Consider the following 21,323-nt stretch of genomic DNA (forward strand, 5'->3'; position numbering starts at 1 on the left):
GCGTGCGGGCTGTCCAGCGTCAGCTGATTTCGACGACGCCCAGTTCGACCAGCGCGCTGCGCATCATCTCGGCCGCGGCGTCGCTCAACTTCTCGTGGTCGAGTGCGTAACGGATCGTCGCCTCGATCAGGCCGATGTGCGTACCGCAGTCGAAGCGCGTGCCGCGGAAACGGTAGGCGTCGACGCATTCCTCGGCCAGCAGGCGCTCGATAGCGTCGGTCAGCTGGATCTCGCCGCCCGCCCCCGGAGTCGTCGATTCGAGCAGCGAGAAAATGCGCGGCGACAGCACGTAGCGACCGACCACCGCGAGGCTGCTCGGCGCATCCTGTGGCGCGGGCTTCTCGACGATGCGCGTGATGCGGCCCTGGCGATTCGCGAAATCCTGCGTCGCGACGATGCCGTAGCTCGCCGTCTTTTCCGGCGGCACGTCCTGCACCGCGATAACGCTGCAACCGGTCTGCGCGGATGCGTCCGCCATCTGCCTGAGCGCGCCGGGGCCACGGTTCCAGATGAGGTCGTCAGGCAGCACGACCGCAAACGGCTCGTCGCCGATCACTTCTTTCGCGCAGAGCACAGCGTGACCGAGCCCGAGCGCTTCGGTCTGCGTCACGAAGATCGTCTTGACGCCCGCCGGCAGCACGTGGCGCACGAGATCGAGCTGCTCGAACTTGCCCGCACGCTCGAGCTTCTGTTCGAGCTCGTAGGCCTTGTCGAAATAATCCGCGACGGCGTGCTTGTAGCGGTTGGTGATGAACACCAGCGTGTCGCAACCGGCTTCGATCGCTTCATCGACCGCGTACTGGATCAGCGGTTTGTCGATGACCGGAAGCATCTCCTTCGGCACCGTCTTGGTCGCCGGAAGGAATCGGGTGCCGAGCCCGGCAACGGGGAATACGGCTTTGCGGATGCGACGCGGGGACGTGGATGTCATCGAGATTCGAATGTGGGAGCCGGAAACCGATCAGATTTTCCGGGAATGCCGTGCAGGAAATGCGACGACAGTCGCGTTCGACGTGCCATTGGCGGTCGTCGTCAGCGGTTCGAATTCGGGCACCGCGTCGCGCAGCAATCGCGCGAGCGCCACGAGATCGTATCGGCCGCAGGCCTCGTTGAACATGTTGACCGCGTCGATGACGTTCGTTGCAACGACCTTGCGCGGCTCGGCCTGCAGGATCTTCGGATGTTGCGTCGGGCGGTAGCGCTCGTCCGCGTGGAAGAGCGTCTCGTGCAGCTTTTCGCCAGGACGTAAGCCGGTGTACACGATCGCGACGTCGCGACCGGGCTGCTTGCCTGCGAGCCGGATCATCTGCTCGGCGAGAAGACGGATCGGCACGGGCTCGCCCATGTCGAGCGTGTACACCGCTTCGTGCGTACCGATCGCGGAGGCCTGCAGGATGAGCTGGCAGGCCTCGGGAATCGTCATGAAGAAGCGCGTGACTTCCGGGTCTGTGACGGTGACCGGGCCGCCCGCGCGAATCTGCTCGCGGAACAGCGGAACCACGCTGCCTGCCGAATCGAGAACATTGCCGAAGCGCACGGTAACGAAGCGAGTCGGGCAATCCGCGAGCGCCTGGCAGATCATTTCCGCCATGCGCTTGGTTGCGCCAAGCACATTGACCGGATCGACCGCCTTATCCGTCGAGATCAGTACGAAGGTGCCGACCGACGAATCGCGACATGCGCGCGCGACGTTATACGTCGCCACGATGTTGTTGCGCACGGCCTCGCGCAGCTGCGATTCGAGCACCGGAACCTGCTTGTAAGCGGCGGCGTGGAATACCGCTTCGGGCTGCGCACGGTCGATTGCGTATGCGATCACCGCGCGATCGCCACAGTCGCCGAGGATCGGAATGATCTCGATTTCGGGGAAGTCACGACGAAGCGCGGCTTCGGTCGTCATCAGTGCGAGCTCGTCCATTTCGACGAGCGCGATACGTCGCGCGCCATGGCGTGCGCACTGCCTGCAGAGTTCGGCGCCGATGGAACCGCCTGCGCCGGTCACCAGCATCGAGCGACCGCCGAGCCAGCTGCGGATCGCCTTCCAGTCGGGAAGCACCGGCTTGCGTCCGAGAAGGTCCTCGATCGCAACCTCTTTGAGCTCGCCCGGCATCGACCGGCCTTCGAGCACGTCCTGCAGGCGCGGCACCATGCGGAACGGCAGGCCGCTGCGCTCGCAGATGGTGACGATGCGCTGCAGCTCCGTGGCGTCCGCCGACGGGATCGCAATGACTACGAGTTGTGCCGCCGTTTCGCGCGCGATCGCCGGGAGTTGCTCGATCGCGCCGAGCACCGGAACGCCATGCATCTTCGAGCCGCGCAGGCGCGGTGCGTCATCGAGGAAGCCGACCGGTTGATACGTTCCGAAGCGGCGTAGGTCGCGCACTAGTGCTTCTGCCGCCTGACCCGCGCCGAGGACAAGCACGCGCGTCGACGAAATGCGCCGACTATCGGACTGCGCGTCCTTCCAGGCGCGATAGATCAGGCGCGGCGCCCCGAGCATCGCAGCTAGCACCACCGGATAGAGCACCAGCACGACGCGCGGCACGGTATCCATGCGGTTGTAGAGGAACAGCGCGGCGACCACGCCGATCACGCCGATGACCGCAGCCTTCAGGATGTTCCAGAGATCCGGGACGCTCGCGAACCGCCAAAGCCCGCGGTAGAGACCGACGTGCCAGAACGCAGCGCCCTGCACGAGCAGTACCAGCGCCGTCTCGATCGACCACAGCGGAAGGCTCGGCGGATTCGGCTCAACGGCATACCGCATCCACTGCAGTCCGTACCAGACGAACCACACCATCGAGAGGTCATGCGCGGCGATCGCGACGCGTGGCAGGCGGGCCTGCCATGGGGACAACGTTCCGGCCATCGATCCTTCTCGGTTATTCCCTGTCGGCCGCGTGTGCGATCCAGCGTTGCGCCAGCAGCCACGTCACAGCCGCGCCCGTATACCACAGGGCTACGGACGCCATGGTAAAGCCCGAGGCCCGTGAAGACACCCCATATGCGACGGCCGAAGCAGAAACCGTGAACAGTGCATAGCCGCTCGTGACCCGGCCGTGCCTGTAACGCCGTGCCAGCGCCTGATACAGATGTTGCGCATGCGCCTCCCACCATCGCTCGCGCCGGATCATGCGACGAGCGAGCGTCAGGCCGGCATCGACCAGGAACGCCGACATTGGGAGAAACATCCACAGCGCAGGCGTCATCGACTGGTGAGCAGCGCTGGCGACGATCCACGCCAACGCGAAGCCGAGAGCGCCACTACCCACGTCGCCAAGGAATATTCGGGCGCGCGGCAGGTTGAATGGCAGGAAGCCGGTACATGCGGCTGCGACGACGAGCGCGAAGGACATCGGTGCTGCGACGCTGATAACGACGGTCGCGAGCGCGACAAGCAACGCCTGCGACGCAGCGATTCCGTCGATGCCGTCCATGAAGTTCCACACGTTCACCAGCACGACCGTAAGCCCGACCGTTGCGACGAACAGCAGGGGCTCGACTGACGGATCGAACATCGCGAAGCCGAGCAGCACTGCAGCGATCGCGTGTACGCCCAATCGCAATGACGCCGAAAGCGGCCGATGATCGTCCCACGCACCGATCGCCGCGACTGCAATGAAGCCCGCAAGCGCGAGCAATGTCTCGCCGGGTCGCGAGCTACGAGCACCGATGACCACAGCGCCGACCGCGATCGCGACGACCGGACCGGCACCACCACCACGCGGCGTCGCCACCGTATGACTTCGCCGCGCGTCGGGTTCATCGACCAGGCGACGTCGCAGCGCATACGCGCGCGCCAGCCACGTGCCGGCTGCCGAGACCACCAGCACGACGAGGAGCAGCAACACGCCGGTCACACCACCGCGTAGTTCAGAAGCGGCTTGACCGAGCCCCATTCCTTGCAGCTGGGGCACTGCCAGTGATGACTGCGTGCGCCGAATCCGCATCGCGTGCAGCGATAGCTCGGATTGCGTACGAGCAACTGGTCGGTGATGTTGCGAAGGTCGACGAGCGTCGCGGTCGAGTCGGCCTCTTCCGCCAGCGACAACTCGATCAGTGCCGCCTCGCCGCGCACGGATGGACGATTCTTCAGCTCCTTTGCGAGGTAGGCACGCGCCGCACCAACGCCCTCCTCCCGTTCGATCATGCGCGTGAGCGCAAGCACGGGCGCGATGCCGCGATAGTGCTCGCACATCTCCGCAAGGAACTTGCGCGCGCCCGGCACGTCGCCGACCGCGTCATACGCCTCGAGCAACTGCGGCATCACTTCGGGCAGATAGTCGGGATCGCTGCGCGCGACACGCTCGAACGAACGGATCGCAGCAGCGTGACGGCCAGCGTCCATCTCCATGCGACCTTCGAGCATGCCGGCACGCACGGAGTTCGCATCGGCCTGATAGGCGCGTGCGACCGCTGCCGCAGCGGCTTCGACGTCACCCGCCGCGCGATAACGATCCGCGAGTTCGCATTCGAAATGCGCGATGAGCTTGCCCATCGGCTCGCCAGTGGCGGACTCGAAACTCTGCGCGTTCTCGATCGCCTTCGCCCAATCGCGCTCGGCCTGGTAGATGCCGATGAGATGACGCAATGCCAGCGGCGAAAGATCGAGCGCGACAAGTTCGGCAAACACGGTCTCCGCGCGATCGAGCAGACCGGACTTCATGTAGTCCTCGCCGAGCGCCAGCAACGCCTGCACGCGCTGCGCATCGTTGAGGTCATTGCGCTGCACGAGCGCCTGGTGCAGACGGATCGCACGGTCGACCTCACCGCGACGCCGAAACAGGTGTCCCAGCGCGACCTGCGTTTCGAAGGTTTCCTTGTCGAGCTCCGCGATATGCAGGAACAGCTCGATCGCCTTGTCCGGCTGCTCGTTGAGCAGGTAGTTGAGGCCGCGGAAATAAGTCGTGGAAAGCCGGCTGACCTGGCTTTCGCTGTGCAGCTTTCCGCCGCGACGACCGATCACCCAGCCCGAAAGCGCGGCGAACGGAAGCAGCAGGAAGAACCACAGCCATTCGTTGATGAACGCCATCGTGGGCTCCGTCGATGTCGGCGGGAGAGTCACCCAGCACAGGCCGGGATGGCAAGGCACACGCCCTGCCGGTGGACGTCAGACGTCCTCGTCGATCGGTTGCACGCCGCTTACGCGTTCGCGCAATTCCTTGCCCGGCTTGAAGTGCGGCACGTGCTTGCCACGCAACGCGACGGACTCGCCCGTCTTCGGGTTGCGACCCACGCGCGGCGGCCGGTAATGCAGGCAGAAGCTGCCGAAACCACGGATCTCGATGCGCTCACCGCCGGACAGCGAGCCGCTCATCATGTCCAGCAGCGATTTCACCGCCAATTCGACGTCCTCGGCCTTCAGATGGGCCTGGCGCTGGGCGAGGATTTCGATGAGCTCGGACTTGGTCATGAACGGCCGGGTTCGGGAGCGCGAAGTGTTCGCAATGCGCGGACGCCGAAAATCACGGTCCCCGCATAAAAAAGGACGGCCCGACAGGGCCGGGCCGTCCCGGTTTTACCGCTGGCGATTACTCGCCCTTCTTACCGAGCTGCTCGCGGAGCAACGCGCCGAGGCTCATGTTGCCGGCAGACGCTTCGCTCGCCTGACGGTTGTAATCCGCCACCGCCTCGCTCTCTTCCGCGTAGTCCTTCGCCTTGATCGACAGCTGCATCTGGCGCGACTTGCGATCGTTGCCGATCACCTTCGCTTCGACCTGGTCGCCGACCTTCAGCTTGGTCGTCGCATCGTCGACGCGCTCACGCGCGATGTCGCGAGCCTGGATGTAGCCCTCGACGCCATCGGACAGCTCGACGGTCGCACCCTTCGCGTCGACGTTCGTCACCGTGCCGCGCACGATCGAACCACGCGAGTTGGTGGCGACGAACGAACCCATCGGGTCCTGCTCCATCTGCTTGATGCCGAGCGAAATGCGCTCGCGCTCCGGATCCACCGCCAGGACCACGGCTTCCACCGTATCGCCCTTCTTGTAGTTGCGGACCACGTCTTCGCCCGTGGTGTTCCACGAGATGTCGGACAGGTGCACGAGGCCGTCGATGCCGCCGTCCAGGCCGATGAAGATGCCGAAGTCGGTGATCGACTTGACCTGGCCTTCGACCTTGTCGCCCTTCTTGTGGAGGACGGAGAACGTCTCCCACGGGTTCGACGTGACCTGCTTCATGCCGAGCGAGATGCGGCGACGGTCTTCATCGACGTCGAGCACCATGACCTGCACTTCGTCACCGACCTGCACGATCTTGGACGGGTTGACGTTCTTGTTGGTCCAATCCATCTCGGACACATGCACCAGGCCTTCGACGCCCGGCTCGATCTCGACGAACGCGCCGTAATCGGTGACGTTCGAGACCTTGCCGAACACGCGGCTGTTGGCCGGGTAGCGACGGGCGATGTTGTCCCACGGATCTTCGCCGAGCTGCTTCAGGCCGAGCGAAACGCGGTTGCGCTCGCGGTCGTACTTGAGCACGCGGACGTCGAGTTCCTGGCCGACTTCCACCACTTCCGACGGGTGACGCACGCGCTTCCACGCCATGTCAGTGATGTGGAGCAGGCCATCGATGCCGCCGAGGTCGACGAACGCGCCGTAATCGGTGAGGTTCTTGACGACGCCCTTGAGCACGGCGCCTTCGACCAGCTTCTCCATGAGCTGCTCGCGCTCTTCGGAGTGCTCGCTCTCGACGACCGCGCGACGCGACACGACGATGTTGTTGCGCTTGCGATCGAGCTTGATGAGCTTGAACTCGAGTTCCTTGCCCTCGAGGTAGCTCGAATCGCGCACCGGGCGCACGTCGACCAGCGAACCGGGCAGGAAGCCGCGGACGTCCTTGATGTCGACAGTGAAACCGCCCTTGACCTTGCCGCTGATGCGACCGGTGATGGTCTCGTTCTTCTCGAGGGCTTCCTCGAGTTCGTCCCACACCATCGCGCGCTTGGCCTTCTCGCGCGAAAGGACGGTTTCGCCGAAGCCGTTCTCGATCGAGTCGAGGGCGACCTTGACTTCGTCGCCCACGCCAACGTCGATCTCGCCGGCGTCGTTCCGGAACTGTTCGATCGGCACGATGCCTTCGGACTTCAGGCCGGCGTTGATCACCACCACGTCGCCGCGGACTTCCACGACGATACCGGTGACGATGGAGCCCGGCTTCAGCTTCGCCAGATTGGTCTGACTGGCTTCAAACAGTTCGGCAAATGATTCGGTCATTGGAAAATTGCTCAGTTGGACACACAGGCTCTGCACGCGCCTTTCGGCGTAATGACAGGCCCACCCGTTGGGGGTGCGGGAATCGCACCGTGCTGTTTTAGATCCGTCGCGCAGCGCGACGGGCCGGCTCTGCAGGCCGGACGTTTACGGGCTCTGGTTCGGAACGATTCCGGACGGAATCGCGAGCGTTACCGCTGGACCAGGGACAGCACGCGTTCGACCACCGCCTCGATGCCGGTGCCGGTGGTGTCGATGCAGACGGCGTCGTCGGCCGGCCGCAATGGCGCCACCGCGCGTGAAGCATCGCGGGCGTCGCGGGCAAGAATCTCCCGCAGCAGATCGCCCAAGTTAACGGAAACTCCCTTTTCCTTCAACTGTTTATAGCGCCGTTCGGCCCGTTCCTCGGCGCTGGCCGTCAGGAAGACCTTGGTCGCCGCGTCGGGGAAGATGACCGTGCCCATGTCGCGGCCGTCGGCCACCAGGCCCGGTTGCTGGCGGAAGACGCGCTGGCGCTCCTTGAGCGCGGTTCGGACCTCCGGAATCGCGGCGATCGCCGAAGCGGCGGCGCCGGCGGTCTCGGTCCGGATCTCGTCCGTGGCGTCGCGGCCGTTCACGAGGATGCGCAGCTCCTGGCCGGCCACCTCGACGAACTCGATGTGGCTGTCGAAGCAGCAGCGCACCAGCGCACCGGGGTCGCTGAGGTCAAGGTCGTTCCAGCCTGCCGAGACGCCCACGGCGCGGTAAAGCGCGCCCGAGTCGAGGTAATGCCAGCCCAGGCTCTGGGCGACGAGGCGGCTGATGGTGCCCTTGCCGGAACCGGAAGGGCCGTCGATGGTGAGCACGGGAGCGGTGGGATCCATGTCGCCATTCTCGCCGTTTAGCGCGAAAATGCCCATGACGGATGTGGTGCCGGGCCCGATCGGCGCCAAGTTCGAGGGCTCGGCCGCGCCTGCCGACGAACTGGCGTCGAGGCGCCGACGCGGCCTGATCACGCCATCGCAACATCCCATTGTTTTTCAAAATGTTAGCCCGCTATAATGCGCGGCTTCGTTTGCCCGTCTTCTTTCTTTTTTGCCGAGGTTTCTCTCATGAAGGTCCTGTCCTCCCTGAAGTCGGCGAAGGCCCGTCACCGTGACTGCAAGGTCGTCCGCCGCCGCGGCAAGGTCTTCGTGATCTGCAAGTCGAACCCGCGTTTCAAGGCTCGTCAGCGCTAATCGCGCGGCACCTTGCCGGTTCGCCGAGAAGCCGCCGCAAGGCGGCTTTTCGCGTTCTGGGACGTGCGTTCCGGAGTGCCGCCTTCACCGTTCGCCTCAACGGCGCTTCGGACAATGCGGCCGCTGCATACAATCGCCGCTTCATCCCGCTCCGGGCGCCGCCCGAGGAAGACACCATGGTTCGCACCGTTCTGGCCGTCACCGCCCTCGCCCTGCTGTTCGCCGGCAGCGTCCATGCCGAAACCCTGCTCATTGATCGCGTGAAGCAGGAAAGCGGCGCCCTGCCCGCGCGCGGCATGCGCGTCGCGGATGTCGAGAAGCACTACGGCGCCCCGAGCCAGCGCCTCGATCCCGCCGGCGGCCAGAAGCGCCAGTGGCCGGCGATCCAGCGCTGGGTGTACCCCGCCTTCACCGTCTACTTCGAACACGGCCGCGTGATCGACGCCGTCGCCAACAAGGTCGACGCCGAAGAGATCGGCCCGAAGCCGGCGATCCGCTGACAGGATTTTCGATGACCGAAACCGATCTCCGGCTCCCGGCCGAATGGGAGCCGCAGTCCGCCGTCCTTATCGCGTGGCCGCACGCTGAAACGGATTGGGCCGAACGCCTCGCCGACGTCGAGACGACCTACGTCGCGCTCGTCGCGGCGATCGTTCGCTTCGAACGCGCGATCGTCTGCGTCGCGGACGACGCGCTGGAATCGCATGCCCGCGCGCTGCTCGAAGGCGCGGGCGTGGATCTTTCGCGCGTGCGCTTCGTGCGCAACGAATACGACGACACCTGGCTGCGCGATTCGGGCCCGATCACGCTACGCGGTCGCGACGGTTTCCGTCTGCTCGATTTCCGTTTCACCGGCTGGGGCGGCAAGTTCGAAGCCAGCCGCGATGATGCGCTGGTCGAATCGCTCGAACGCGGCGGTCTGTTCACACGCGCCGAGCGCACGTCGATTCCATTCGCACTGGAAGGCGGCGCAATCGACACCGACGGCGACGGCACGCTGCTGACGACGTGGCAGTGCCTCAACCATCGCCACCCCGACGCGTCGCGCGAGGAGCTGTCGACGAAGCTCGCGGATTGGCTCGCGCAGGATCGGGTGCTGTGGCTCGACCACGGCTACCTCGAAGGCGACGACACGGACGCGCACATCGATACGCTCGCGCGCTTCGCGTCGGTCGATTCGATCGTGTTCCAGGGTTGCGACGACCCGTCGGATTCGCATTACCCGCACCTGCGTGCGATGGCGGATGAACTCGCCGCGCTGCGCACGAAGGACGGTCGACCGTATCGACTGTTCGAGTTGCCGTGGGCGAAGCCGATCGTAGATGACGGGCGTCGCCTCGCGGCAAGCTACGCGAATTTCCTGATCGTCAACGGCGCGGTACTCGCACCGTCTTACGGCGACGACGCCGATGCGCGTGCGCAGGCCGTGTTGCGCGAAGCGTTCCCGGGCCGCGAGATCGTGATGGTCCCGTGCCGTCCGCTGATCTGGCAGAACGGCAGCCTGCACTGCATCACCATGCAGCTGCCGGAAGGAGTGGTCTGATGTCGAAGAAGAAGGTCCTGCCGGTTGCGCTGGTGCAGGAGAAAAATCAGGGCGACGCGCAAGCGAATCTCGATGTGATCGAGCGCCGCATCGGCGAAGCCGCCGGCAACGGTGCGAAGCTCGTGCTGCTGCAGGAACTGCACAACGGCGCGTACTTCTGCCAGCACCAGTGCGTCGACGAGTTCGAGACCGCGGAATCCATTCCCGGCCCGACGACGGAACGCCTGTCCGCACTCGCGAAGAAGCACGGCGTCGTGATCGTTGGCTCGCTGTTCGAGCGCCGCGGCCCCGGCCTGTATCACAACACCGCCGTGGTGCTCGACGCGGACGGCTCGCTCGCGGGCAAGTACCGCAAGATGCACATTCCGGACGATCCGGGTTTCAACGAGAAGTTCTACTTCACGCCCGGTGACATCGGCTTCCATCCGATCGATACGTCGGTCGGCCGTCTTGGCGTGATGGTTTGTTGGGATCAGTGGTACCCGGAAGGTGCGCGACTTATGGCGCTGGCCGGTGCCGAAATGCTGCTGTATCCGACGGCGATCGGCTGGGATCCGAATGACGAGCAGGACGAGAAGGATCGCCAGCGCGGTGCGTGGATCCTGTCGCATCGCGGGCATGCGGTGGCGAACGGACTGCCTGTGCTGTCGTGCAATCGTGTTGGCCACGAGCCGTCGCCGGTTGGTCGCAGCGGGATCGATTTCTGGGGTTCGAGCCACGTGCTCGGGCCGCAGGGCGAGTTCCTCGCCGAAGCATCGATCGACACACCGGAAGTGCTGATGGCGGAGGTCGACCTGCGCCGCAGCGAAGACGTGCGCCGCATCTGGCCGTTCCTGCGCGACCGTCGTATCGACGCATACGGCGACCTGCTCAAGCGCTATCGCGACTGACATGGCGCCCGTGATCCGTCCCGTCCGCGAGACGGATCTCGAAGCGGTCTATCGCATCTACGCGCACGAAGTCGAGCACGGCACGGCGACGTACGAATACGTCGTGCCGCCGATTGACGAGTTCGCGACGCGTGTCCGCGCCGTCGTCGACGCGGGCTATCCCTACCGCGTCGCGGAGATCGATGGCCGCATCGTCGGTTATGCATACGCCAGCGCGTATCGCGGGCGCGAGGGCTACCGTTGGACGGTCGAAGACAGCGTCTATATCGACGACTCGGCGCGTGGCGCGGGTATCGGCCGCGCCCTGCTCACGACGTTGATCGACGACTGCACGGCGCTCGGCTATCGACAGATGATCGCGGTGATCGGCGACGGCGCGAACACGGCGTCGATCGCATTGCATGAGCGGCTCGGCTTTCACGTAGCCGGACGATTCGCCGGCATCGGCCGAAAGCACGGGCGCTGGCTCGAGAGCGTGCAGATGCTACGCGCGCTCGGTGCTGGCGATCGCAGCGACCCCGAGTCGCCGCCGTTGCCCGACCGTCGCTGACTCCCTACCCTGCTCGCACGGCGCCATCGGGCGCCGACGTTTTAGAGGCCCCATGGATCCCACCGACGCCCTGCCCGACGCGCTCGCCACGCAACCCCACGCCATCGTCGAACGCGACGGCGTGCGCTACACGTTGCTGGGCACCGCACACGTCTCGCGCGCGAGCGTCGACGCCGTGCGCGACGCGATCGCGACCGGCGAGTACGACCATGTCGCGGTCGAGCTCGACAGCGGGCGTATGCAGGCGCTGGTGGAGCCCGATGCGATGGCGAAGCTCGACCTCGTCGAAGTGATCCGCACCGGTCGCACGGCGATGTTCGCCGCCAACCTCGCGCTCGCCGCGTACCAGCGCCGCCTTGCCGAACAACTCGGCATCGAACCCGGCGCGGAACTCAAGCAGGCGGTGCTCGACGCACGCGACCGCGGCGTGCCGGTGTCGCTGATCGATCGCGACGTCGGCCTGACGTTCCGTCGCGCGGCCGCAAGCCTCGGCTGGTGGCAGCGCATCAAGCTCGGCAGCGGCTTGGCGATGTCACTGGTGGCCAGCGATGAAGTGCCCGAGGACGAGATCGAGAAACTGAAAGAAGGCGACATGCTCGAATCGAGCTTCGCCGAGTTCGCGAGCCACAGCCCGCAACTGTACGAGACCGTCATCGCCGAGCGCGACCGCTACATGGCGGCCGGGCTGCGCGCGACGGCGGATGCGGACGTTCGCCCGACCAATGTGCTCGCGGTCGTCGGTGCCGGGCACCTCGCGGGGCTGTCGAAGGAACTCGCGTCGCAGACGGCCGATCCCGCCGACGTTCGCGCGTCGCTCGAGACCACCACCAAGAAGCGCAAGATTCCGTGGTTCACGCTGCTTATCGTCGCGCTGCTGATCGGCGGCGTCGCGTGGGGCTTCCACAGCGGCGGCATGGCGAAGGCGTCCGGCGTGCTGGTGCAGTGGTTCGTCGCGACGACGCTGCTGGCCGGACTCGGCGCGCTGCTCGCGGGCGGCCATCCGCTCAGCATCCTCGCCGGCGCGCTGGTCGCACCCTTCAAGCCGTTCCGTCCGGCCATTCCTGCGGGCGCGGTGAGCGCACTGGTCGAGGCGCGCCTGCGCAAGCCGACCTATGCCGACTTCATCTCGCTACGCGAAGACGTTCGCACGCTGGGCGGCTGGTATCGCAACCGCGTTGCACGCACCTTGCTGGTTTTCATCCTGACCAACTTCGGCACGATGGCCGGCGAATGGATCGCGATCGCGCGGATCGTCGGCCACCTCAGCCACTGACCCGACATCGATCCGGCGTAACGAAGAAGGGGCCTTGCGGCCCCTTTTTCGTGATCAGTCCACCAGCATCGCGGCGACCGTCGCGCCTGCCACCGGTGACGCGGGCTTGCCGCGTGCCTCGCGCCAACGACGCGCCGTCGCATTGCGGAGGTCGTCGAGGATCGAATAGATCGTCGGCAGGAACAGCAGGCTGACGATCGTCGAGAACGCGAGGCCACCGGCGATCGCACGCGCCATCGGGTAGTACGGCGGGCCGTCGCCGGCCATCTGCGTATGACCGACACCGATCGGCACCATTGCGAGGATCGCCGTGCCCATCGTCATCAGGATGGGACGCAGGCGTTCGCGACTGCCTTCCACCAGCGCATCCGTGCGTGACAGGCCCCGGCGGCGCAGGTTGTTGATGTGTTCGATCATGACGATGCCGTTGTTCACCACCACGCCCATCAGAACCAGGATGCCGATGAAGGCCATGATGTTGAACTCGGTACCGGTCAGCCAGAACAGCCAGAACACGCCGAACACCGAGAACAGCACCCCGGACATGATGGCCGACGGGAACAGCAGCGACTCGAACACGGCCGCCATCACCACGTAGATCATCACTAGTGCGAGCGCGAGGTTGAGCATCATCTGCGACGTCGCTTCGTCGTCGTCCTCGAACGCGCTGCCGTCGAAGCTGTACGTGTAGCCCGGCGGGAACTGCACGCTCTTGAGCGTGTCCTCCATCGCCTTCTTCGCCTTGTCCGGCTCGACCTTGTCCGCCAAGCTCGCCTGAATGGTGATCGTGGTCTGGCGATTGGTGCGCTGGATCTGACTTGCGGAGGGACGCACGCTCACATCGACCATCGCGAGCAGCGGTACCGCGCGTCCATCCGGCGAGCGCACGGTGAAGCCCGCGATGTCGTTGACGCCGAATGTCTCCGCACCGGCGAACCGCACCCACACCGGCACTTCGGTATCGCCGCGACGGAACTCGCGTAGCGGCGCGCCGCGAAGCGCAAGGCCGACGAACTGCGAGACCTGCTGCGCGGTGAAGCCGAACGACGCGGCACGCTCGCGATCGACGCGAACGGCAAGCTCGCTGTTCTTGTCGCCGGTATCGACATGCACATCGCGCAGTTCCGGGCGCTTGGCGAGGATGGGCACGATGTCTGCGCCGAGATCCTCCAGCGTCTGCGTCGAATCGCCGACCAGCTGCACCTGCACCTTCTGCCCCGGCCCGCCACCGTTGTTGCCACCGTTGTTACCGATGTTGAGCTCGGCACGAGCCGACTTCGGCAACTCCTTGCGCAGCTTCTCGATGAACTGCTTGAGGTTCGGCACTTGCTTGGTGTCGACCGTCAGGCGCGTCATCGCACCGCCCTGCTCGCTGTAATACGAGTAGATCTGGGTGACGCCGTAATCCTTGCGATGCCCGTCGACGAAGTGCTCGATGCGCGTCAGCTCGTCGGACATCTGCTCCTTGGTGTACGCGCCCTTCCACTGGTAGTTGATGTTGACTTCCTTGCCTTCATCGCCGCCGAACATGTTCTTCTTGGTCAGCATCATCGGAACGATGCTGATCACGACGATGAGCAGGATGCCGGTCACGCTGGCGCCGCGATGGTCGAGCGTCCAACGCAGCACCTTGGCGTAGCGACGCTGCAGGCGCGGGATGATGCCGTTCTCGCTGCGTACGGCCGGCGGCGTCTTCATGCGCGCCGACAGCATCGGGATCAGGCTGACCGCAACCAGCCACGACGCCAGCAGCGACACCGAGATCGTGATCGCGATCTGCGAGAGGTAGATGCTGAGGAAGTTGCGCTCACCGAACAGGTTCGGCAGGAACACGATGCAGTGGCAGAGCGTGCCGGCCGACAGCGCGATCGCCACATGCTTGGTGCCAACGATCGACGCGCGCACCGGGCTGCCCGGCATCTTTTCGCGTTCCTGGTAGATGCTCTCGACGACGACGACCGCGTTGTCGACCAGCATGCCGATCGCGAGCAGCAGGCCCATCATCGACAGGATGTTGAGCGTGACGCCGGCGAAGTACATGAAGCCCAGCGTCATCACGAAGCAGATCGGGATCGCCAGCGTCACCATGGCTGTCGATGCCCAGTGACGCAGGAAGAAGAACAGCACGGCAATCGAGAGCAGCAGGCCGATCGCGCCGGCTTCGGCGAGTTCCGTCAGCGAATTGGTGACGTTCTCGCCTTGGTTGTTGATGATCTTGACCTGCACGTCGCGCAGGATCGGATCCTTGCGGATCTCCTCGACTTCCTTCAGCGCGCGGCTCGACACATCGACGAGGTTGGCGCTGCGCTCCTTGAAGATGTCGAGGCCGACCGCGGGACGCCCGTCCAGACGGCGCCCGTAGTCCATGCGCGCAGGCTTCAGCCGCACTTCCGCGATGTCGCCCAGACGCGTGCCGTTGCGGTCGATCACCAGCTGGCGCAGCTGATCGAGATCCTGCAGTTCACCGACAGGCTGCACGCGAACGCGCCGACCTTCATCGTTGATCTCGCCGCCCGAGACCGAGAAGTTTGCAGTCTGCAGTCGCGTGGTCAGGTCGTTGAGCACGACGCCACGTGCAGTGAGCGCATCGGGATCGATGGCGATCTCGACTTCGTTCGGCGCCGCGCCAGACACATCGACGCGCGCCACGCCCGGAATGCGCTCGAGTCGACGCTTGAACTCGCGCTCGATCAGGTCGTACGCGCCGGTGAGGTCCCGCGAGCCCGCGAGGCGGATCTGCAGCACCGCCTGGTCGGACGTCGAGAACTTGTTGACGCTGTAGCGCTTGAGGTCGTCAGGCAGTTGGTCGCGGATGGCGTCGATGCGTTCGCGCGCTTCGGATGCCGCGATCGAAACATCGCGGCTCCAGTCGGAGAAGAACACGGCGACGCTCGCGCCTTCCGAGCGCGCGTTCGACTCCATGCGCTTGACGCCGGTGAGCGTCGACACCGCTTCTTCGGTCGGGCGCAGCACGGTGCGCTCGACCTCTTCCGGCGTCGAACCCGCATACGGCATCTCGATGAAGATGCCGGGGAACGTGACCTCGGGAAACGCTTCCAGCGGCAGGCGCACCGCCGCGATCAGGCCGATCACGAACAGCGAAACGAAGAACATGATCGCCGTGACCGGCCGGCGGATGCTCAGTTCGGCGACGCTGCTCATGCCGGCTGCACCTCGGCGTCGTCGATGCCTGCATCGCGCTCGGCGACACGGCGTGCACGACGTACGTAATGCTCGTCGGCACGACGGTCCAGCAGGTCGTAAACCACCGGGATCACCACCAGCGTCAGTAGCGTTGACACCAGCAGCCCGCCCATCACCGTGATCGCCATCGGCGAGCGCACTTCCGCGCCTTCGCCGAATGCGAGCGCCAACGGCAGGAAGCCGAACAGCGTGCAGAGCGTGGTCATCGCGATCGGGCGCAGTCGTGAACGCGCGCCTTCGACCAGCGCCTCACGCTTGGGAACGCCGGTTTCGCGCAACTGGTTGACCTTGTCGATCAGGATGATCGCGTTCTTCACCACCAGGCCGACCAGCAGGATCAGGCCGATGAACACCACCACAGACACCGGCGAACGCGTGAGCAGCAATGCGCCGACCGCGCCGACCATCGCCAGCGGAATGGTGAAAAGAATCACGAACGGGTGCAGCAGCGATTCGAACTGCGACGCCATGACGAGGTAGACGAGGAAGATCGCGAGGCCGAACGCGAACAGCAACGAGCGCACCGATTCACCGAGCTCCTCGCCCTGCCCGCCGATGTGCATCGAGATGTCGGTGCCCAGCGGGTTCGCCGCGACGAGGTCGTCGACTTCCTTGATCGCCGCACCGAGATCGATGCCGCGCAGGTTCGACGACACGATCGCGACGCGCACCTGGTCCGCGCGATGGATCTCGCTCGGCCCGGTGGTTGACACGACGTCCGCGACCGATTCCAGCGTCACCGGCGCGCGGCCGTTGCCCGGATTAACGATCAGGTGACGGATGCTATCGACCGACGCACGATCGTTCTCGCTCGCACGCACGAGCACGTCGATCTTGCGATCGCGGAAGCTGTAGCGAGTGGCGACGTCACCGCGCACCTTCTTGACCACTGCATCGGCGATCTGTCGCGTGGTCAGGCCGAGCGCGGCGGCGCGTTCCTGGTCGAAGCGGATCTGCACTTCGGGGAAGCCCTGCTCCACCGTCGACTTCACGTCGGCGTAGTGCGGGTTCGCGCGCAGCAGCTTGGTGAGCCGATCGCCCGCGCCACGCAGGCTATCGAGATCATTGCCACGCAGTTCGATTTCCAGCGGTGCGGAGAAGCTGAAGAGCTGCGGGCGACGGAAGTCGACCTGTGCCTGCGCAGTACCCGCGATCGACGCACGCAACTTCTCGGTCTCCGCGGTTTCGACTTCGCGGCTTCCGCCATCGGCCATCACCACGGTGATCTTGCCGATGTTCTCGCCGCTCTCGGTCGGGTTCGCGTCCAGGCGGGTACCGCTGCCGCTAACGCCGAACAGCGAACGGATGCCAGCGTCCTTCTCGTGCTCCTGCTGCAGGCGGCGCACGATGGCGTCGGTCTCGCGCAACGGCGTGCCCGGCGGCATCTTGACCGTCATCTCGAAGCGGTCCTGCGCGAGCTGCGGGATCAAGTCCGCACCCAGCATCGGCACCGCGGCGAGCGTCAGCCCGAACGCGACGGCCGCGAAGCCGAGCACGAGCACCGGGCGTTCCAGCGCGGCGGGCAGCATGCGGATGTAGCGACGCTCGGCGCGTTCGTACACCGACATCGCCGCATCGCTCGCCGTGTACATCACCGGCCCGACGACACCACGGCCGACGAGTCGCGCGGTGCGGATGCCCGCAAACGACGTCCCGAAGAACAGCGGACCCGCGAGCGACCGGATGATCACGCCGAGCATCCAGAATGGCAGCGCGACAAGACGCACCGGGAGCAACAGCACCCACAGCGGGATCGCCGCGGCGCTGCGCATCTTTGAGCCCAACGGCCAGCGATAGAGATTCGGACGACTGCGGATCACGCGATACGTGCCGAGAATCAGCGTCACCGGTAGCGCGATCGCCGTCAGCAGCGCGCCGACGAAACGGTTCGACGCACGACGCCACGGCATCGCGAGCGTTTCGCGGAACAGCACAACGTCGGCGGTGTGCTCCGGCGGCGGCTCGACGTCATCGAGTTCGCTCGCACGGGCCTTCAGCGCGCTGAGCATGGGGATCAGCGTCATCGAGACGACCAGCGAGATCGCGATCGCCACGGCGACCGTCAGCGCCTGATCACGGAATAGCTGGCCCGCGATGCCCTGCACGAACACGAGCGGCAGGAACACGGAGATCGTGGTCAGCGTCGACGCGACCACCGCCATGCTCACTTCGCGCGTGCCTTCGATCGCCGACTGCAACACGCTGAGCCCGCGTTCGCGCGCCTTCGCGATGCTTTCGAGCACGACGATCGAGTCGTCGACGACGAGGCCGGTCGCGAGCGCGAGACCACCCAGCGACATCACGTTGAGGCTGAGCCCGAAGCGGCCCATGAAGAAGAACGTGGTGATGATCGACACCGGCAACGACAGCGCGACCACGAAGGTGCTCCAGCCGTCGCGCAGGAACAGGAAGATGATCAGCACCGCGAGCACGCCACCGATCACCGCGTCTTCCTTGACGCTGGAAATCGCGCTGCGGATGAACTGCGACTGGTCGTCGATCGTCGTCAGTTCGACGTCGGACGGCATGTGTTCGCGGATTTCCTTGAGCTTCTTTTCGATGGCGTCGGCCGTCGAAACAGTGTTCGCATCGCCTTCCTTGTAGACCGCGAGTTCCACGGCTTCGCGCCCGCCGAGGCGGATCACCGACTCGCGTTCCTTGTAGCCCTGTCGAACGGTCGCGATGTCCTTCAGCCGCACAGGCATGCCGCCCGCTGCAACGGACGAAGACGACGATGCGTTCTGCACCGAAGCCGCGGCCGCCATCGCATTCGCATCGCCCGTGGCCGCAGCAACGCGCGCCATCTGCTCGGCCGCGGACTGCGCCGCGCCACCGCCGGCGGATGCCGTCGTGACCAGCATGTCGCGGATCTCGTCGACCGTCTGGAACTGGTTGACCGTGCGCACGAGGTAGCGCTGCGTGCCTTCTTCCAGGCGACCGCCGGAGACGTTGACGTTCTCCTGGCCGAGGCGCTGGATGACCGTGTCGATCGACAGCCCGAGCTGCGCGAGCTTCTGCTGGTCGATGTCGACCTGGATCTCGTCTTCCAGACCGCCGCCGACCTTCACCGCGGCCACGCCGTCGACGGGTTCGAGTTTCTTCTTCAGGTCTTCGTCGGCGTAACGGCGCAGCTCGGTGAGCCGGCGCACGGAGTCGCCTTCAGCCGGATTCTTCGCCGTCAGGGCGAGGCGCATCACCGGCTCGGTCGACGGATTGAAGCGCAGCAGCACCGGCGGCTTGGCTTCCAGCGGGAGCTGCAGCGTCTCGATCTTGTCGCGCACCTCCAGGCTGGCCTGGTCCATGTCCGTGCCCCACGCGAACTCGAGCACGATGTCGCTCTGCCCGGTGCGCGACACGCTGCGCAGCTTGCGCAGGTTCTTGACCACGCCGAGCGCTTCCTCGACCGGCTCGGAGATCAGCGTCTCGACTTCCGCCGGCGCGGCACCTTCGTATTCGGTGCGGACGGTGAGCGTCGGATAGCTCAGGTCGGGCAGCAGGTTGACCTTGAGGTCGTGCAGCGCGATCAGGCCGAACAGCACGAACGTGATCATCGCCATGAAGACGGTGACGCGACGACGTACCGCGAACTCGACGATGCCGCCCTTCGACGGGGCGTCGTTCGGCGGCGAATGCACAGGCTCGGACATGGGCCGTCTCCTCAGCGTGCGGCGAGCGATGCGCCGCCGGCGCTCGGCGTCGACGCAGGCAACACCTGCACCTCGCTGCCTTCGCGCAACGCGGTCTTGCCGGCGACCACCACCTGCTCACCGCTCTTCAGGCCGGAACGGATCTCCATCCAACCGCCTTCGGTGTAGCCGAGCTTCACCGGCACGCGCACGGCTTTCTTGCCACGCACGACGTAGACCGCGGGGTCGGCATCGTCTTCAAGCAGCGCGACGCGCGGCACGACGAGCGCGTCCTTGCGCTGGTCGTAGTCGATGCGGATGCGGCCGAACATGCCCGGCTGCAGCGATCCGCCGCCTTCGAATGCACAGATCACGCGGAACGTGCCGCTGCCGGAATCGACGACAGGCGCGACGCGATCCACCTTGCCCGTGAACGGGCGGCCCGGCAGCGCGTCGACCTGCAACTGCACCGGCAGACCCGCCTTCAATGTCGCCATTTCGCGCTCCGGGACGTTGAGCACCGCTTCAAGACGCGAGGTGTCGACGATGCGGAAGATCGGCGTGTTGATCTGCACGAAATTGCCCGCCTTGATCGAGCGCTGCGCAATCACGCCGGAAATCGGCGCGACCACGTTCGCGTACGAAAGCTCGAGGTTCGCAAGGCGGTTCGCCGCGCGAGCGTTCTCGACGTCATAACGCAGCTGGTCGATCTCGTTCGCGCTGATCAGCTTCTGCGCCGACAGCTGCTGCGAACGCGCGTAATTGGCTTCGAGCTTGCGCATCTGCGAGCCCGTCTGCGCGGCCTGCAATGCGGCGCGCGAAGCGTCGAGGCGCACGAGCGTCTGCCCGGCACGCACCGCCTGCCCTTCCTCCGCGAACACGGACAGCGCGACGCCGGACGTCTTGGCGACGACCTGCGCCTCGCTGCGCGGCTCCAGCGGCGCGGTGCCGGTGTAGCTGGCGGCGATCGGGCGCGTGGTCACCAGCGCGACTTCGACCGGAATGGCGTCCGGCCCCTTCTTCTTGCCGTCCGGGCCGTCGCCTTCCGTCTTGGCGCCCCCTTTGCAGGCCGCCAGCACGAGGCACGGCAGAAGGACGAGGGCGAGGCGAGCCGTACGGGCGCTCGGTGCGGAAAGGGTGCGCATCGGGTGGAGTCCTTCGAGGCGATGACGATGAATACGGGGCGGTACGCCGGTGTTGTACATAGGTATATCACCAGCGTTCACGCCGCCCATGCGCCGAAGGTCACGGGTGCTGACGACCTGCTTCCAGAACGGAGCCTCGACGGTTGCAATAGCACCATGCAGGGGCCCGATCGACGCCGACCGTCGTCGAAATCGGGGCTGCAGGCTATACTCGGCCGCTTGTGCGCACGCCTCGGCGTCGCATTTCCCACCGCCCGTACGAGAACCGCGGACCCCACCATGCGACCGCTGACGATCGCCGCACTTGCCCTCACCACGCTGCTCGCCGCCGGCGCGCATGCCCAGCAACCCGCCCCGGCCGCGACGCCGGCTACCCCCGCCGCCGCCCCGGCTGCCGCGCCCGTGAAGGGCGACGCCGCCCGCGGCCGCGAGCTGGTCTACACCTGCAAGGGCTGCCACGGCGTCACCGGCTACAAGAACGCGTACCCGAACTACCACGTCCCGCGCATCGCCGGTCAGAACCAGCAGTACCTGATCAACGCGCTGACCGGCTACCGCCAGGGCACGCGCAAGCACCCGACCATGGAGGCGCAGGCGCAGAGCTTCTCCGAGCAGGACATCGCCGACATCGCCGCCTACATCTCGAGCCTGAAGTGAG

General features: G+C 65.7%; 17 protein-coding genes. 7 read left to right on the forward strand and 10 right to left on the reverse strand.

The window, feature by feature from the left end:
• Positions 1–19: 19 nt before the first annotated feature.
• From galU to cmk, 7 genes are all read right to left on the reverse strand, one after another.
• On the reverse strand, positions 20–931 hold the full coding sequence (gene galU / locus ACVWZN_RS05335; RefSeq protein ID WP_456952918.1) for a UTP--glucose-1-phosphate uridylyltransferase GalU: 912 nt from the start codon (positions 929–931) through the stop codon (positions 20–22).
• A 30-nt stretch (positions 932–961) separates the two neighbouring features.
• Positions 962–2,869 (reverse strand): polysaccharide biosynthesis protein, encoded by a 1,908-nt coding sequence (locus ACVWZN_RS05340; RefSeq protein WP_456952919.1) that lies wholly within the window; start codon positions 2,867–2,869, stop codon positions 962–964.
• 13 nt (positions 2,870–2,882) lie between these two features.
• Complete coding sequence (locus ACVWZN_RS05345; protein WP_456952920.1) at positions 2,883–3,641, reverse strand: hypothetical protein; 759 nt, start codon at positions 3,639–3,641, stop codon at positions 2,883–2,885.
• 215 nt (positions 3,642–3,856) lie between these two features.
• Positions 3,857–5,032, reverse strand: coding sequence for a lipopolysaccharide assembly protein LapB (lapB, locus tag ACVWZN_RS05350; RefSeq protein WP_456952921.1), 1,176 nt, complete (start codon positions 5,030–5,032; stop codon positions 3,857–3,859).
• Positions 5,033–5,110: 78 nt separating this feature from the next.
• Complete coding sequence (locus tag ACVWZN_RS05355; RefSeq protein ID WP_027082170.1) at positions 5,111–5,413, reverse strand: integration host factor subunit beta; 303 nt, start codon at positions 5,411–5,413, stop codon at positions 5,111–5,113.
• 118 nt (positions 5,414–5,531) lie between these two features.
• Entirely contained in the window at positions 5,532–7,220 is a 1,689-nt protein-coding gene (rpsA, locus tag ACVWZN_RS05360) for a 30S ribosomal protein S1 (RefSeq protein ID WP_027082169.1), read from the reverse strand.
• A gap of 188 nt (positions 7,221–7,408) precedes the next feature.
• Complete coding sequence (cmk, locus tag ACVWZN_RS05365; protein WP_456954719.1) at positions 7,409–8,080, reverse strand: (d)CMP kinase; 672 nt, start codon at positions 8,078–8,080, stop codon at positions 7,409–7,411.
• A 228-nt stretch (positions 8,081–8,308) separates the two neighbouring features.
• Here cmk and ykgO point away from each other — a divergent pair, with 228 nt between their 5' ends.
• The 6 genes from ykgO to ACVWZN_RS05395 all read left to right on the forward strand — a co-directional run bounded on the left by ykgO (position 8,309) and on the right by ACVWZN_RS05395 (position 12,690).
• Positions 8,309–8,434, forward strand: coding sequence for a type B 50S ribosomal protein L36 (gene ykgO / locus ACVWZN_RS05370; RefSeq protein ID WP_010342887.1), 126 nt, complete (start codon positions 8,309–8,311; stop codon positions 8,432–8,434).
• 176 nt (positions 8,435–8,610) lie between these two features.
• Positions 8,611–8,934, forward strand: coding sequence for a hypothetical protein (locus tag ACVWZN_RS05375; protein WP_456952922.1), 324 nt, complete (start codon positions 8,611–8,613; stop codon positions 8,932–8,934).
• A gap of 11 nt (positions 8,935–8,945) precedes the next feature.
• On the forward strand, positions 8,946–9,977 hold the full coding sequence (locus ACVWZN_RS05380) for an agmatine deiminase family protein (protein ID WP_456952923.1): 1,032 nt from the start codon (positions 8,946–8,948) through the stop codon (positions 9,975–9,977).
• Complete coding sequence (locus ACVWZN_RS05385) at positions 9,977–10,867, forward strand: carbon-nitrogen hydrolase (protein ID WP_456952924.1); 891 nt, start codon at positions 9,977–9,979, stop codon at positions 10,865–10,867. The genes ACVWZN_RS05380 and ACVWZN_RS05385 overlap by 1 nt, the downstream gene beginning before the upstream one ends.
• Position 10,868: 1 nt before the next feature.
• Positions 10,869–11,417: an N-acetyltransferase family protein gene (locus ACVWZN_RS05390; RefSeq protein WP_456952925.1), complete on the forward strand. Its 549-nt coding sequence runs from the start codon at positions 10,869–10,871 to the stop codon at positions 11,415–11,417.
• A 52-nt stretch (positions 11,418–11,469) separates the two neighbouring features.
• On the forward strand, positions 11,470–12,690 hold the full coding sequence (locus tag ACVWZN_RS05395) for a TraB/GumN family protein (RefSeq protein ID WP_456952926.1): 1,221 nt from the start codon (positions 11,470–11,472) through the stop codon (positions 12,688–12,690).
• A gap of 54 nt (positions 12,691–12,744) precedes the next feature.
• Here the strand turns inward: ACVWZN_RS05395 and ACVWZN_RS05400 are convergent, their stop codons facing one another.
• From ACVWZN_RS05400 to ACVWZN_RS05410, 3 genes are read right to left on the reverse strand one after another with little or no spacing between them, the layout of a single operon-like run.
• Positions 12,745–15,852 carry an efflux RND transporter permease subunit gene (locus ACVWZN_RS05400; RefSeq protein WP_456952927.1) on the reverse strand — a complete coding sequence of 1,036 codons (3,108 nt, stop codon included), beginning with the start codon at positions 15,850–15,852 and terminating at the stop codon, positions 12,745–12,747.
• Positions 15,849–19,541, reverse strand: a complete 3,693-nt coding sequence (locus ACVWZN_RS05405; protein WP_456952928.1) for an efflux RND transporter permease subunit — start codon at positions 19,539–19,541, stop codon at positions 15,849–15,851. The genes ACVWZN_RS05400 and ACVWZN_RS05405 overlap by 4 nt, the downstream gene beginning before the upstream one ends.
• A gap of 11 nt (positions 19,542–19,552) precedes the next feature.
• Entirely contained in the window at positions 19,553–20,665 is a 1,113-nt protein-coding gene (locus ACVWZN_RS05410) for an efflux RND transporter periplasmic adaptor subunit (protein ID WP_456952929.1), read from the reverse strand.
• A 279-nt stretch (positions 20,666–20,944) separates the two neighbouring features.
• On the opposite strand from ACVWZN_RS05410, the gene ACVWZN_RS05415 reads away from it, so the two are divergent.
• A complete protein-coding gene (locus ACVWZN_RS05415) occupies positions 20,945–21,322 on the forward strand; it encodes a c-type cytochrome (RefSeq protein WP_456952930.1) in 378 nt (125 codons plus the stop codon).
• Position 21,323 lies beyond the last annotated feature (1 nt).

Source organism: Lysobacter sp. HA35 (assembly GCF_054061195.1).

Bases quoted from the DNA above. Each gene is read 5' to 3' on its own strand.
- ACVWZN_RS05395 (WP_456952926.1), top strand. From the start codon at position 11,470: ATGGATCCCACCGACGCCCTGCCCGACGCGCTCGCCACGCAACCCCAC.
- ACVWZN_RS05385 (WP_456952924.1), top strand. From the start codon at position 9,977: ATGTCGAAGAAGAAGGTCCTGCCGGTTGCGCTGGTGCAGGAGAAAAAT.
- ACVWZN_RS05405 (WP_456952928.1), bottom strand. From the start codon at position 19,541: ATGTCCGAGCCTGTGCATTCGCCGCCGAACGACGCCCCGTCGAAGGGC.
- ACVWZN_RS05380 (WP_456952923.1), top strand. From the start codon at position 8,946: ATGACCGAAACCGATCTCCGGCTCCCGGCCGAATGGGAGCCGCAGTCC.
- rpsA (WP_027082169.1), bottom strand. From the start codon at position 7,220: ATGACCGAATCATTTGCCGAACTGTTTGAAGCCAGTCAGACCAATCTG.
- ykgO (WP_010342887.1), top strand. From the start codon at position 8,309: ATGAAGGTCCTGTCCTCCCTGAAGTCGGCGAAGGCCCGTCACCGTGAC.
- lapB (WP_456952921.1), bottom strand. From the start codon at position 5,032: ATGGCGTTCATCAACGAATGGCTGTGGTTCTTCCTGCTGCTTCCGTTC.
- ACVWZN_RS05355 (WP_027082170.1), bottom strand. From the start codon at position 5,413: ATGACCAAGTCCGAGCTCATCGAAATCCTCGCCCAGCGCCAGGCCCAT.
- galU (WP_456952918.1), bottom strand. From the start codon at position 931: ATGACATCCACGTCCCCGCGTCGCATCCGCAAAGCCGTATTCCCCGTT.
- ACVWZN_RS05390 (WP_456952925.1), top strand. From the start codon at position 10,869: ATGGCGCCCGTGATCCGTCCCGTCCGCGAGACGGATCTCGAAGCGGTC.
- ACVWZN_RS05375 (WP_456952922.1), top strand. From the start codon at position 8,611: ATGGTTCGCACCGTTCTGGCCGTCACCGCCCTCGCCCTGCTGTTCGCC.
- ACVWZN_RS05340 (WP_456952919.1), bottom strand. From the start codon at position 2,869: ATGGCCGGAACGTTGTCCCCATGGCAGGCCCGCCTGCCACGCGTCGCG.
- ACVWZN_RS05415 (WP_456952930.1), top strand. From the start codon at position 20,945: ATGCGACCGCTGACGATCGCCGCACTTGCCCTCACCACGCTGCTCGCC.
- ACVWZN_RS05410 (WP_456952929.1), bottom strand. From the start codon at position 20,665: ATGCGCACCCTTTCCGCACCGAGCGCCCGTACGGCTCGCCTCGCCCTC.
- cmk (WP_456954719.1), bottom strand. From the start codon at position 8,080: ATGGATCCCACCGCTCCCGTGCTCACCATCGACGGCCCTTCCGGTTCC.
- ACVWZN_RS05400 (WP_456952927.1), bottom strand. From the start codon at position 15,852: ATGAGCAGCGTCGCCGAACTGAGCATCCGCCGGCCGGTCACGGCGATC.